Genomic DNA, 13,574 nt, shown 5'->3' with positions numbered 1-13,574 from the left:
TTCAGATAACGTCTCGAATTTCCGACGCCGAAACACTTAGCCAGACCTGGCTTAGTGTCGCAGGTGTAGCTTGGCTGTCTTTTCAAGACAAGCTGTACGGAAATTTTTTGTTAGGTGAAGTCCAAGAGTAAGCTCTTTTACACGTTACACTCTAAACCAATTTAATATCTCTACAGCTACATTTTTAGGTTTATCCCAGTGAATCAAATGACCTGCTTCATCAATCAATCTTACCTTTGAACCAGTACCATTCTTAAATTTTTCGGCTAGAGTCTCTCTATATTCATTCATTGTATCTGGCTGCGTACTTCTCAATAAATATATTGAACTTGGCAGCTTTTCATATATAGAATCAGTTGGATAGAGGTACATTGATTTTATGGCACCTGTTGAAGTAAAGCTATTAGCATGATACTTATATTTACCATCCTCTACTCTAATTAAATCCTTTGCAGCTTCTTCTAATAGAGAAGACCATCTATTATAGTTACTCTTTTCAACATTAATGTGTTCTTCTAAAGTATCAAAACAATATTGGTCAAAATCCTTAATATAATAATCAATTTCGTTCTGCATTGAATAAGTGCTACCTGATATTGAAGTCTGATAAGCATACCACTCATTCTTTAAATAGTATCCACCATCTAATAGCATAGTCTTCATCACTTTTGAAGGATATGCAGCTAGATAATGAAGTGCAATGTCTGCACCCCAAGAATGCGCTAATAAATAGAAACTACCTTCTGTTATGTGAGAAATAATTTTATCAATCCATCTAATCATACTAGGCATTTCATAATCTTCTGATCTTAAGAATTGAGGCGTTTTCCCATGTCCTGGTAAGTCTATTGAAATAATATGATATTTATTTTTCAGTAGATGTGCTAACTCAATAAAGCTAAGGCTTGTACTTCCTAATCCATGAAGACATATGATTGTTGGATTTTTTTCATTTCCCCACTCGTGTATTCTTGCTTTGATACCTTTATTATCTATATAAATCTCTTTCATATTTTTCTCCAAAAAAATTTATACTTTTTAGTATTCATAAGATTTCACCTAACGTTTCTTGTTCAAAACGCCGATAAGCCCAGAACGAACTGAAGTATTTTGTTAGCTGATGGAATATGTACCCATACCAATGCTATTCGTATATCATATTAAATTAATTTTAAGTAGCTTAAGGTTAATAGAATATAAACAAAAACAGTCATATGAGACATATATTTAGTTATGTATGAGTCTTTTGAATCACCAAACTTTGATACATATGAGACTGGAAATCGATGCTTTAATAGTTTTTCAATTAAGTAAAGCACTAAAATCATCAATAAAAAACCTAAGCCACCTATTATATTTACCAAGGCATCATTATTATTTGGAAGCCATGCTCCCTTGGATTTCCCATAGCTGTAATAAAAATAAATATTAAGAGGATAATATATTAAGCTTCCAACTCCTAAAAACCAAAATGCATACTTATTAAATAGTAATACTACAAGCAGCATATATAAAATACCAAGAATAGTCTGCCATGGAACTCCAACCTGTTTATCATAAGTCACACTTGGATCTGCTTTTTCAATCATAATTGCCCTATGGGATTTAGGAAGATAAGACACTTTGTATATTTCCCTACTTTTTATACCTGAATCAATGAAAAAATTAAGTTCAGTTCCATTAATATAGATATGTTCAAAAAGATCTTTACTTCCTCTATCACCAAAAAAAGGATAGCCAGTTATATTAGTTAGCCTTCCTGTTATTAATTTAGGTATGTCAATAACACGAGGTAGTAGGGAGACATAACCCCAATAAATGAGCAGCAAAAATATAGCCACACGTGCTATAATCTCTATGATTATCTTATAGACTTTACCAGATTTTAACCAACTTTTCTCATCTTTTATGATATTTAGTGAATATAATATACCTAAAGTAATTATTATAATCAGAAAGAATATCTCAAATATGAATGAGATTGATTGAAAATATTTCATTTAAACCCCCTCTTAATTTATTATTAAGGTTATAAGTTTAATACTAATTTCTCTTTGTTGCTAAATTAAACCTTTTTTAATGTAATCTAATTAATCTCAGCATATTCTTTCAGCTAACGTTCCGTTTTGCCGACGTTCCTGAAGCGGACCCAAGAGGAATACTCCTTGGATGCGCTTGTTCCGGTGAAGGAATGTGCCTTGGTAAGCCACTTATTTTCAACCTATATATAGATTATAAACCATATTCTTACACCCTTCTATATAAAAAAAATCCACCTACCAAGGCGAACGGCAAAATTTTGTTATGTGATGTTTTAGAGCTTTAACTATCTATATGCGTAGGTTTGTGCTATAAATATCAAATTATGTCTTTCGTAATATAAGAAAGTTGCGAACCTTGTTATAGATATAACCTGTACTATATAAATCGTAAAATTACTTTATAAGTGATATATGCCATGCTTGAAATACAAAATATAATTCTAAATTTACTTCCTTTCTTCAAAGCAGAAAGAAGCATTGCAAGTAAAGCAGAATTAAATGTAAACCACATTATTACTCCAGAACCTTTATTAGTGAATGGCTTAAACTGAGCAATAATTACACAGATAATAAAAATCGTTATACTTAATGTCCATAAAATTGATACTTTATACTTATTTATTACATTAAACAAAATAAAGCTCCCCTCGTCCAGCAGTTTGTTTCGCCATCTAAGCATATTCCGTTGTAATTAGTTTATTATTTATTATCCTTTTCATCTAATTTACTTAAAATAATCTCTACCTTTTTATCTAACTCTTTGTTCCTATTAATAAAATTTTTAATACCTTTTATTGCTTTAAATAATACTATTATGATAGCAAATAAAAGAGCAAAATTAACGATGGTGGCAATAACTGTAAGAATGTTAATTTCCATTCGAAATACACCTTCCTATATTGGTGATTAGTTCACCATATTTTATAATTGCGACGCAATATTGTTTGTTAGTTAAATTCTAAATTAAACAATTAATATACTGCATACGATTACTATACCTAAAATTAAAAAAGTAGCCCCTAACAATCTTAATGATTTTACATATATGGCTTTTGACTTAACCTGATTAACCATTAGTGAACCATTTCTTACAAATAACTGCCATGGTTGAGTTAATAAAACAATGCTAAATGTAATTAATATAATCCCACCTATTATACGCTCATACATTTGTCTTCACCCCTTTATAATATTTACTTATATATCAATTCATTTATTCATATTACTTTACAGTTGAAGTTCCCCTTTGCATTAAATGCACTAAAGCGTAATCAAAACTTCCTTAGCTCTAAAATTTAACATAACGTGTCGTGTTGCCGACGTTCCTGAATCGGGCCCTAGAGTAATACCCATTTGCTTGCTTGCACCGGTGAAGGTATATGCCTTGGCTAGACACCTACTTTTAACCTATATATAGATTATAATCCATAAATTTACACATACCTATGTTAAAAATCCACCTACCAAGGTGGACGGTAAAATTTTGTTATGTGATGTTTTAGAGCTCTTACTATCTATATGCGTGGATTTTCCCAAAGAAATACTTTCAATATAGTTTACATTATTAGAAGATTGTGCATTAAATTCTTAAATTAAAGTCTTTAATGACGTATGAAACTTGTCTATATACAGTTATAGATTTACTTTAATCCCTGTACCATCGTTGATACCTTTTGATAGCACTCATTTTTGCTATCTCCTGCTATTAAAAATACCATTATATTCTTAACTTCATATATCTCACGATAAGTCATATTCATTGCAGCAGTTTTATTATTGTACTCTGTTTTTGCCTTAACCCTTTCATCTTGGGAATTAAAAACATAGATTTTTAACACTTGGTTCTTATCACCGTTAAGATAGTATTCAGTAGGGTATTTTTGCATTAATCTATTGAAATCGGATTGCTCTACATCTTTTTTAACCAAATTAATCTTTTGGTTTATAAACAATTTTTCAATATCCTTTAATACTATAATTTTCTTTTTTGAATTAGCGTTAAATGTAATAGGAATTTCAGTCGATTTAGAGCCTATTGAATTTGTTTGTTGATTTAACTTTTGTTGAGAACAGCCAACCAAAGTTAATATTGATATAGATAACACCAATAAACATTTTTTCACTAATAATCACCTGCCTTATTCTAATATATGTATTAAACGATTAGAAGTAGTCGAAAGTTTACAATTAGCAAAGAATAACATTGTAAATATATTGGTTATATAAATACCAACCCTTAATGAACAATATCCTACCATTGCGACATATCCTTAATTGGTACTCAAAACTATCTTAGCTCTAAAATTTCACATAACGTCTCGTGTTGCCGACCTTCCTGAACCGGACCCCAGAGGAATACCCCTTGGCTGCGCTTGCGCCGGTGAAGGAATGTGCTTTGGCTGTAATCTCAAACCAAAGCGAACTAGAGTGCATTGTTATGTGAAGTTGTAAGACACTTTTATATTAATAACAACATTTCTTCCTACTAAAATATCAAAATGTAGCATAAATATCTAAGTGTGAAATTTCATTTATTGAAATAACTTTAAAATTATTATTTTCATCATCATATCTTATAAGACTAATTCCACAATTAAACGGGTATAAATTGAATCGCTTGTATTGTGGTAATCCGAGAAAATGACTAATTACCGACCTAATAACTCCCCCATGGCAAACAATACATACATTATCAAGTTTTTTAAACTTAATAGATTCTAAAAAATTTAATGTCCTTTTTTGCACTTCTTCACCTGATTCTCCTTCAGGATATTTGAAATCTGTTTCTTTTTTTAAGAATTCGTTATAAAATTCTGGATGGTCTTTTCTAATTTGCTCCTCAGAAGTGGTGTGAAATATACCCATATGAATTTCTCTAATTTGTTTATCAATTTCTAACTGTAGTTCTTGTTGATAACTTGATATTATTTCTGCAGTTTGTACAGCTCTTTTTAAATCACTAGAATAAATTGCATTAAAACGTACTTTTGAAAGATGCTTTCCAGTTAAATGTGCTTGTCTTAACCCAATTTCCGTTAACTCGGCATCGGGATACCCATCAAGATTGAAAACGCGGTCTTTCCTAGTTTCTCCATGTCTAATAATATATATATTCATTTTTTACCTTCCCCATATAATTTATAGATTCACACCTAAAAATTCGATTTAATCTCACATAACGTTTCGTAGTTGCTGGCGTTCCTGAACCGGACCCCAGAGGAATACCTCTTTGCTGCGCTTGCGTCGGTGAAGGAATGTGTCTTGGAACCTCACTTTTTTAACCTATTTGAAGTCCATATTTTTACACTGTTATATATAAAAAATCCATCTACCAAGGCGGACGGCAACATTTTGTTAGTTGATGTTCCAGGTCATTTACTATCTATATGAGTTTAATTTTTCCAAAGAATTTCTTTCAATGTATTTTACATTATAATTAGAATACGGTATAGATTTAAATACATATTTAATGGTTATATTTCTATTCTTTCAACTTTATAAAGAACTGGGTGAAGTCCATCAGCACAGCAAAAAATTTCAGTTCCTTTTTGTTTAATCCATGGATAATCATGTCCTAATGCTAAAAATACCACTTTATCTTGAATACCTGCCCAAGCCCAGCTACAAAATCCTTCAGGTTTATTACAATTTTTTGTTATGTATTCTTGTCCTTCTTTGTATTTTAAACAAGTAGTATGGACTCCTTCCGAAGCATATTCTTTATGAATATCTCCTACCTCAATTTTTTTTAAAACAGTAATTTTTACATCATAATACTTTGTTGTTCCCATTATTTCTCCTCCTTATTTTGTACGTCATAGTATAACTTTGTGCCGGAAGATAAGAATAATCCGTACTAATTACTTTATCAATTTACAGGTAACCCATATTTGTTTGGATTCCAGAGTATTTTGTTAGGCGACGTCCTTTCACATAAGCCTAAACTTTAATTAATAAATTACCTAGAATTTAAATAGTCTTCATAATCATGTATCCAATCTATTTCAGTAACATCGTTTTGATTATATTTTCTTAGCTGCTTCAATGCTTCTTGGGGATTAAGTATGTTCATCCAAGCTATACCACAGTTAGAAGTCACCAAAAAAATATTATTTAATTCCTTTTGAACTTCTACAATATTAGCATTCTCATAATTCAGTTCCTGATAGTTATATCCCATTCCAACATATCTTGGTTTATAGTGCCATTTTGAAATGTTTTGATTAAGTAATTCTTTAGGTAATTCTTTAAATGTATAGTCATTAGGATTAGTGCTATAGTAATTATCCTCTTTTCCGTTTAGATCCTTTTCAAACTTGTGTCGAAAACATAGCATGATTCGTGCAACCCGAAGCCCCCTATAACTAGATTTAATCAGTGCCAATATTCCGTCATCGTTAATTAAAAATAATGATTGTCCTTTATTTGTAAATCCTAATTCAATCAACTTTGAAGTTATCTTTTCATCATATAAGGAATAAAATTCCGATGCATTCATAATCTTTCTCCCACAAATAAATCTTATTTATCCCACTACATTACAAGCTGCAAAGATGTCGCCTAACGTTTCGCACTCAAGACGTTTCTGAACCGGCCCCCAGAGAAATGCTCCTTTGCGTGCTTGCCCGGTGAAGGAATGTGCTTTGCTTCTTGGAAGACTTGACCCTAATTAGCCAAAGCTGACTTGAGTGCATTGTTATACGCAGCTTTTGCAACTGCACTTTGAGCTGAGCCTACTTAGAAAAATACAATTTATTTCTCATTATTAGAAAAATGTATGCTACTTTACTTTATAATCAAACCCTTACTCGATTTTTGTTCAAGCAAATTGGATATTTCAACTGCTTCTTTTCTGTCACTGGTGCAATTTGCTCATAATTTTTATCGATGGAATGCTCAATAAAAATCTTTTGATTATTTTCTTGAGATAAGAAAGCATTAACAATGTGTTTCTTATATATCCATTCACCAGTATCTACATCTGAAAAACGGCCATTATATACAACCCTTCCGTAATCTCCAGTGTTTAACTCAAATGCTTTCTCATTTAGCAAATTATTTTTCTTATCATATCTTATTGGTGCTCCGCAACTATTCGTAGAGTATCTATAATATAAACTTACAGGGTTTTCATCTAGAAGAATATCAATTCCACCTAAACGAATTAAACCTTCATAATGATTAAACTTAATTTTATTCATCATAATTTCAAAACCTTTGTCTTGCTGCACGGCTATTATTTCATGAATAGGGAATCCATAACTTCTATTATGTATAAAGTATTCCTTTGGTATTTCAAATTCTTTTGGATATTTTTCTCTTACACTTGCATACATTGCTGCTCTGTGTCTTTTACTCCAAATAAGTGTTATATGTTGAACAATTAATTTATACTGTTCTTTATTTGCCATTCTTATATCCTCCAATTTTGTAAGGACTTTCTTTATAATATAATTCTTAAAACTTTTTAAATAAAAACTTTCATAAGTGCAATGTCATATAACGTCTCGTGTTCCCGACGTTCCTGAACCGGACACCAGAGGAATACATCCTGGCTGCGCTTACGCCGGTAAAGGAATATGCCTTGGTAAGCCGCTCATTTTCAACCTATATATAGATTATAAACCATATTCTTACACCCTTCTATATAAAAAAATCCACCTACCAAGGCGGACGGCAACATTTTGTTATCTGATGAGTTATGTTAAGCACTTTTTATGCCAAAAATTTATTAATAAACGATTACTTAAGGTCATCATATAAGAAAATTGTTCACTAAATTCAATAGTAATATTAAATGATATCACTTTAAATATTCGGTAACTAAATCAGTAAAAAGTATACCTTCTAAATGGTCTATTTCATGGCAGAAACATTTTGCTAAATCTCCTGTACCTGTCAATTTAATTTCCTCTCCATTTTCATTTAAGGCTTGTACTGTTACCTTCTCAGGTCTTATTAACTTTCCCCATTTATTTGGAATGCTCAAACAACCCTCTACAACTTCTTGTGTTCCTTCTTGTCCAATTATCTTTGGGTTTACTAATTTTATAAGTCCATGTCCCATATCGATTACAACCAATCGCTTCAATATGCCTATTTGTGGAGCAGCTAACCCTCCACCATTTTCTGTGTTATACATAGTATCAGCCATATCATTTAATACTTGTCTTATTTTATCATCTACAACTTCAACTATCTTGCTCTTTTTCCTTAATATTACATCATCGAACATTCTAATTTGCCTTAATGCCATTTAAACCACACCCCTGCTTTGCTCAGCTCTTGATTTTCTTTCACTTCCTTCAAAAAGAAAAACTTCCTCTATGGTACTACAGAATACTTTAGCAATATCATAAGCTAACCATATAGATGGTTCAAACTTTTCTGTTTCAATAGCATTAATTGCTTGTCTTGATACACCTACAAGTTCACCTAATTGTTCTTGGGTTAGCCCCAAATCTTCACGAAATTGTTTTAATTTATTTTTCATTAAATATCACTCCTGTAATGTTTACCTTACATTATTAATATAATATTACTTAAATTTGATGTCAAGTCAACCTTACATGATATATTAAATAAACTTCATCTTAGTTTACAATAAAACCTAAGAAACTTTCTACATTACGTTGATATATTTTAGTAAACATAGCTTTTCAGATAACGTTTCGTATTGCCGACGTTCCTGAACCGGACCCTAAAGGAATACCCCTTGGCTTCGCTTGCGCCGGTGAAGGAATGTGCCTTGGTAAGCCACCTGTCTCTAACCTTTATATGGATTACAAACCATAAATTTACACATATCTATATAAAAAAATCCACCTACCAAGGCGGACGGCAAAATTTTGTTATTTGATGAGCTATGTTAAGCACTTTTTTCATCCGAAAAGATTGCCAAATAAACAATTACTTAAGACATCATATATGAAGAGGACGAAAGAGAATGACAGCTATATCATTATTTTCTTAAGGACCAGTTCCAGCACTTATAACCTTCCATCCATTAGCGTTATTCTTTAGATAAAAGAATGGAAGATCCGAACCAAATTCTCCTGTTACACCGCTAACAATAAACTGGTTCCCATAGACTGGGTCTATAATTTCAGTTTTCTTCACTTTAAAATTCTGCTGAGAAAGTGTTAAGGATTTCGCTTTGCAATACTTAACTACAGCAACTTCAGGAGTTACAGCTGGGTAATGTAACCAAAGTTCATAACCTGTCAACGATAGGACTGCTGCGATTAGCAATGTAGCCAATAATTTAATTTTTAAACGTTTTCCTTTTATAATGCCTCGCATTTGTTTACCTCCACCAGATTTATTTTTATGCACTAGAGAAAAAAGGATAGGTTCGGTCTAATTTACCATTCTTCATTAATCACTATATAATTGATGAAGCTTTAAAGAAAATTGCGACTTATCAAATGTTATTATTGAGGATAATAACTATAAATTAAGTTACCTGATTTGCTATACGCCTTAACATCTAAAATTGGTTTTAAATCTCCATTCCCAAGATAGCTCTTATCGGTATAGTACCAAATATATCTATTAGTATTCTTGTTTAGTAGAGTTGCATCCTTTCCCCCTACTGTTATAGTTTCTATATTTGGGTCATAAATAACTCCGAAAGTAACACCAAACTCGCTTAGATTATACCATTGGAATGATAAATTTGATTTTGAGTTAGCGCTTTGTTGAGTGCTATTATCAAATGGTACATCTCCTCCCTGTCCTACAACTACCCATTTATTATTCCATTTCTTCATCACTAATCCAACAGACAGAGTGTGATTAGTAGTCTCATAAAATACCAATTTTTTATTATTACTGATGTCAATAGTGGATATTGCCTTAAGCAATCCTATGTTTGATTGTCCTCTTTGATACCAAAAGTTTAAGGCTTGTTCTACAGTTTTCCCATATTGGTATTTCGGAGCAATGCCAAATCCTTCTGTCCAAAACAAACTGAATATTAATATTACCCCTATGGTTACAATTAAAAGATATTTCTTGGTTTGTTTCCCCATAAATTAAACTCCTCTATCCATGCTTCTGATTCGTCATAAAATACGATTCCGTTTTAAGTCAGTTTATAGAATCCACGCTGAACCCACATAGAACCAGCAAATATTTGAATATTTATATATCTAAATAGCTAAGTCTAATCTTACCAATCTGACCTAAGGAACTTTCTACATTACGTTGATATTTTTTAGTAAATATAGCTTTTCAGATAACGCTCTCCTATTTCCGACGACCCCCAGCCTTACAGGAGTGGCTCTCAGCCGTAGATAACTCCTATCTTGGCTAAGAGTTGCTCCGACTCGGTTAGGCTGGGGGTTGTGCGTAGTGAACTGGAATGGATTGTTTGTAGATGAGTCATGTTTAATACTTTGTAAATTCGATATGTATTTACCAATTGATAATCATAATTATGATAAGATACTACCTTTCTCTATTTTATTACCTTTTAAAAATTCCTTGACTAGAAGAGGCTTCCCTCCAGGAAACTGTAATACTTCAATAACAAGAACCCCGTCCTTAGTAGCTACAGCAATTCCATCATTATTTGCATCAATGATATATCCAGGTGGTTCTACAGTTTTTATACTTAATGACTTTGATTTATATATTTTAATTTGGTTATCTTTAAAATTAGTATACGCAGTCGGCCATGAATTCATATTTTTATACGGCCACGCACTTAGTCCTCTTATTAGATTGTGTATATTAATACTACTATCATACCAATTTATTTTTGCTATCTGTTTATCCAGCAATTGTACATAAGAATTTTCATCATCCTGTTGTTTTACTCTACTGATATTATCTTTGACAATTCCGTTTATTGTTTCGACTAATAGCTCAGCACCGCTTATTTTTAAAATGTTATACAATTCGCCTGCTGACATAAATTCAGAAATATTTACCTCGTTTTTCAAGAGTATATCACCTGTATCTATACCGGTATCCATTAAAATAGTGGTATTGCCAGTTTTATGCTCACCATTTATTAATGTCCAGTTTATTGGTGACGAACCCCTATACTTTGGAAGTAAGGATGCATGTAAATTAATGCATCCGTATCTAGGCATATCAAGTATTTGCTTAGGTATAATTTGACCATATGCTACTACAACAATAAAGTCAGGTGCAATTTCTTTTAATTTATCTATAATTTCAGGTTCCTTTCTTATCTTTTCAGGTTGAAAAATTGGAATCTTAAGTGATAATCCCGCCTCTTTAATCGGTGAAATTGTTACTTTATTTCCTCTTCCGCTTGGTTTATCGGGCTGTGTTACAATTGCGCTTATACCAAATTTTTCCTCCAATTTTTCTAATGAAGGAACTGCAAAATCTGGAGTTCCCATAAAAACTATCTTCAATACTACTTCCTCCTTGCAATATATAAAAAGTACTTAAAAGTTTGTTAACTATATCATATTACACCAAATCTGATTATACATATTATTCCTATAACGGCGAGCGACCTTATAAAACATGACTTTTCTACTAACGTCTCGTACTCCCGACGTTTGCCTGCCTTAGATAGCTCTTATCTTAGGCTGACAAATGTGCGCAGCGGAAGGGAGTATTTTGTTAGATAAAGTCTTATTCATTGATTTACCTCTTAATATTTTTAATAATATTGTTATGCATTAAATTTCAATATCAAATACTCGTTTGTCAAAAATTCACCTTAAATTAGCACTCACTTCAACAGGATTTCATCTAACGTTCTCGCACTCAAGACGTTCCTGAACCGGACCTAATAGGAATACCACATTGGCGTGCTTGCACCGGTGAAGGAATGTGCTTTGGCTTCATCGAAGGCTTGACCCTAGCTAGTCAAAGCAAACTTGAGTGCATTGTTAGGCGATGGACGTGTTGCTACTAGACTCTTCTAGGAATAATTTTACATCCATCAAGCAATCCATCTTTCTAAAAATAAGTTTCTGTATATCGTCAATTGGTTTTTTCATATCTGGAATCATAATAGGCAGCATCCCAGCTTTAGATGCTGCAATTATTCCTACTTCTGAATCTTCTAATACTAAGCATTTCTTTGGTGGACATTGAAATTTATTCGCAACTTTTAAAAATATTTCGGGATTAGGCTTTGAATTTATAATTTCATCTCCACATAGTATATAATCAAAGATATAATCAACTTTAGCTAACTTTAATAAATCAGTTGCTCTTTTCCTACTCGTTGATGTTGCAACTGCCATTTTTATATTACTCTGACTTAAATAATTTAGCAGTTCATAAAGTCCCCTTTTTATTGGAATACCTTTTGTTTTTATGATATCTTCTGCTATTTTAACTCTTTCATTTTTGATTTCTTCAAAGGGAAATTTTTCTCCAAAAAAATTCAAATATATCTCCTTTGTTCTGATTAGATTTGCTCCTAATGTTTTCTGAAATAATCCTTCATCTATTTCATAATTGTATTTAATTGCTGCTTCCTTCCAGCCTATATATGATATCTTTTCTGTATCAAACATTAATCCGTCCATATCAAAAATTATTAATTCAACTTGAAATTGGTTTTCCATATAATTTACCTCTAAATTATCATACTTATATGTCTTTCGCCTAACGTTTCCAATTCAAGACATTCATGACCCTAGCGCGACGCGCTTGGCGAAGGAATGTGTTTTATCCATATTCTCAGGCTAAAACACATGGGAATTTTTTGCTACGCGGCGGTATCCACTCGAGTTTATCAAATTCTAAATTTTTTATGAGTATCAGATTTTAAATACACATAATATTTCTCTAATTCATAAACTGCATCCTCTGATATAAAGTGTGGAACTCTTTCTGATATATTTTTTTCGATATTCATAATATCATTAAATTTAGTAACTTTCTTAGTCCCAAATCCCCCTTTATGGAGTTCCATTGTATTTAAGTTTATTTTAGTTTTATTATTGAATATTACATAATATCTTAGGAATATTATACCTCTAGCACCTCTAAATGTATTAACTCTTACTTCACTTATTTCTCCATAAGAATATTTTTGAAGTTTAAACATATGGCTTACGCTTCTTCTATATATTCTATCTTTATAGAATTGAGTATACGAGCATAATGACATGATTAGTCCTATTATTAAAGTAACTATAAGAATGTAAATTAAAACCTGAATATTTTTATCATTAATTTCGTTAGCATTAAATAATAGAAGATACCTACACATTATAATGAAAATAATATTCTGAAATACAAAGAAAGAAGCAAATCTAAAAGTTAAGAATGGTGGGATTATTAGAATTTGTTCCTTTTTTCCCCACAACTTATTTAAAATACCGTAAAATGCGTATCCCCCAGCGAAAAACAGGAATATTGAAAAAATAAAATCTAAAGCTAACAGTATAGCTCCAAGTAATGTTTCCATAAAATGCACCCCACATACTGCTTATTATTAAATAAGTTATTTATCTATTAGATACTTATCTGTCGCCTAACGTCTCGTGTTCAAGACGCCGAGAAGCTAAGAGCGATTGCACTTGGCTT

Annotated in this window: 17 protein-coding genes; all 17 read right to left on the bottom strand. The window is 31.7% G+C overall.

Annotation, left to right across the window (positions count from 1 at the left end; all coding sequences use genetic code 11):
• Window positions 1-144 precede the first annotated feature (144 nt).
• The 17 genes from ACJDUH_RS14570 to ACJDUH_RS14490 all read right to left on the bottom strand — a co-directional run bounded on the left by ACJDUH_RS14570 (window position 145) and on the right by ACJDUH_RS14490 (window position 13,455).
• On the bottom strand, window positions 145-1,011 hold the full coding sequence (locus ACJDUH_RS14570; RefSeq protein WP_406765939.1) for an alpha/beta hydrolase: 867 nt from the start codon (window positions 1,009-1,011) through the stop codon (window positions 145-147).
• A gap of 149 nt (window positions 1,012-1,160) precedes the next feature.
• Window positions 1,161-2,000, bottom strand: coding sequence for a hypothetical protein (locus ACJDUH_RS14565; RefSeq protein WP_406765938.1), 840 nt, complete (start codon window positions 1,998-2,000; stop codon window positions 1,161-1,163).
• Between the two features lie 418 nt (window positions 2,001-2,418).
• On the bottom strand, window positions 2,419-2,676 hold the full coding sequence (locus ACJDUH_RS14560; protein ID WP_406765937.1) for a hypothetical protein: 258 nt from the start codon (window positions 2,674-2,676) through the stop codon (window positions 2,419-2,421).
• A gap of 65 nt (window positions 2,677-2,741) precedes the next feature.
• The gene (locus tag ACJDUH_RS14555) at window positions 2,742-2,921 is read right to left on the bottom strand and encodes a hypothetical protein (protein WP_406765936.1); all 180 of its coding nucleotides are present in this window, start codon (window positions 2,919-2,921) and stop codon (window positions 2,742-2,744) included.
• Between the two features lie 84 nt (window positions 2,922-3,005).
• The gene (locus tag ACJDUH_RS14550; protein ID WP_406765935.1) at window positions 3,006-3,212 is read right to left on the bottom strand and encodes a hypothetical protein; all 207 of its coding nucleotides are present in this window, start codon (window positions 3,210-3,212) and stop codon (window positions 3,006-3,008) included.
• 470 nt (window positions 3,213-3,682) lie between these two features.
• Window positions 3,683-4,147, bottom strand: coding sequence for a hypothetical protein (locus ACJDUH_RS14545; RefSeq protein ID WP_406765934.1), 465 nt, complete (start codon window positions 4,145-4,147; stop codon window positions 3,683-3,685).
• 388 nt (window positions 4,148-4,535) lie between these two features.
• Window positions 4,536-5,159 (bottom strand): histidine phosphatase family protein, encoded by a 624-nt coding sequence (locus ACJDUH_RS14540; RefSeq protein ID WP_406765933.1) that lies wholly within the window; start codon window positions 5,157-5,159, stop codon window positions 4,536-4,538.
• Between the two features lie 356 nt (window positions 5,160-5,515).
• Window positions 5,516-5,833, bottom strand: coding sequence for a TIGR04076 family protein (locus tag ACJDUH_RS14535; protein ID WP_406765932.1), 318 nt, complete (start codon window positions 5,831-5,833; stop codon window positions 5,516-5,518).
• A gap of 167 nt (window positions 5,834-6,000) precedes the next feature.
• A complete protein-coding gene (locus ACJDUH_RS14530) occupies window positions 6,001-6,540 on the bottom strand; it encodes a hypothetical protein (RefSeq protein WP_406765931.1) in 540 nt (179 codons plus the stop codon).
• Window positions 6,541-6,838: 298 nt separating this feature from the next.
• Window positions 6,839-7,453: a hypothetical protein gene (locus tag ACJDUH_RS14525; RefSeq protein WP_406765930.1), complete on the bottom strand. Its 615-nt coding sequence runs from the start codon at window positions 7,451-7,453 to the stop codon at window positions 6,839-6,841.
• A 392-nt stretch (window positions 7,454-7,845) separates the two neighbouring features.
• The gene (def, locus tag ACJDUH_RS14520) at window positions 7,846-8,298 is read right to left on the bottom strand and encodes a peptide deformylase (protein WP_406765929.1); all 453 of its coding nucleotides are present in this window, start codon (window positions 8,296-8,298) and stop codon (window positions 7,846-7,848) included.
• Complete coding sequence (locus ACJDUH_RS14515) at window positions 8,299-8,535, bottom strand: helix-turn-helix transcriptional regulator (RefSeq protein WP_406765928.1); 237 nt, start codon at window positions 8,533-8,535, stop codon at window positions 8,299-8,301.
• 476 nt (window positions 8,536-9,011) lie between these two features.
• The gene (locus tag ACJDUH_RS14510) at window positions 9,012-9,344 is read right to left on the bottom strand and encodes a hypothetical protein (RefSeq protein ID WP_406765927.1); all 333 of its coding nucleotides are present in this window, start codon (window positions 9,342-9,344) and stop codon (window positions 9,012-9,014) included.
• Window positions 9,345-9,475: 131 nt separating this feature from the next.
• On the bottom strand, window positions 9,476-10,075 hold the full coding sequence (locus ACJDUH_RS14505) for a hypothetical protein (protein ID WP_406765926.1): 600 nt from the start codon (window positions 10,073-10,075) through the stop codon (window positions 9,476-9,478).
• 405 nt (window positions 10,076-10,480) lie between these two features.
• A complete protein-coding gene (gene fmt, locus ACJDUH_RS14500) occupies window positions 10,481-11,434 on the bottom strand; it encodes a methionyl-tRNA formyltransferase (protein ID WP_406765925.1) in 954 nt (317 codons plus the stop codon).
• Between the two features lie 486 nt (window positions 11,435-11,920).
• Entirely contained in the window at window positions 11,921-12,607 is a 687-nt protein-coding gene (locus tag ACJDUH_RS14495; RefSeq protein WP_406765924.1) for an HAD family hydrolase, read from the bottom strand.
• 170 nt (window positions 12,608-12,777) lie between these two features.
• Window positions 12,778-13,455, bottom strand: a complete 678-nt coding sequence (locus ACJDUH_RS14490; protein WP_406765923.1) for a hypothetical protein — start codon at window positions 13,453-13,455, stop codon at window positions 12,778-12,780.
• Window positions 13,456-13,574: the final 119 nt, after the last annotated feature.

Origin of the sequence: Candidatus Clostridium radicumherbarum, assembly GCF_045310525.1 — a bacterium.
Taxonomy (GTDB): Bacteria; Bacillota; Clostridia; order Clostridiales; family Clostridiaceae; genus Clostridium_AT; species Clostridium_AT radicumherbarum.
Note: the sequence above shows the minus strand (reverse complement) of the source record. Positions and strands in the feature narration are given on the sequence as shown.